The organism is Streptomyces aureocirculatus (assembly GCF_000720475.1).
In the GTDB taxonomy this organism is placed as follows: Bacteria; Actinomycetota; Actinomycetes; order Streptomycetales; family Streptomycetaceae; genus Streptomyces; species Streptomyces aureocirculatus.
The window spans coordinates 1-285 of record NZ_JOAP01000185.1; the positions used below are offsets into that span (position 1 = coordinate 1).

The following is a 285-nucleotide window of genomic DNA, read 5'->3' on the forward strand; positions in this document are numbered from 1 at the left end:
GCCGGTGAGGCCGACGACGATGCGTTCGCGGGCCTGCCAGGTGGAGCGGATGTCGTGCTCGCCCCGGTACTGCTGCAAGTACTCGTCGACGCGGTCGGCCACCCACAGCAGCGCCAGCTCCCGCAGCGCCGTCAGGTTCCCCGGCCGGAAGTAGTTCGACAGGGCCGCGTCCACCTTGTCGGCCTGGTAGATGTTGCCGTGCGCCATCCGCCGCCGCAGCGCCTGCGGCGACATGTCCACCAGCTCGATCTGATCCGCCCGGCGCACCACCTCGTCCGGCACCGT

Annotated in this window: 1 pseudogene; it reads right to left on the minus strand. The window is 70.9% G+C overall.

Going from position 1 to position 285, the window contains the following annotated elements:
* Nucleotides 1-285, minus strand: a pseudogene (locus tag IG78_RS43685) (histidine kinase); the annotation flags it as partial.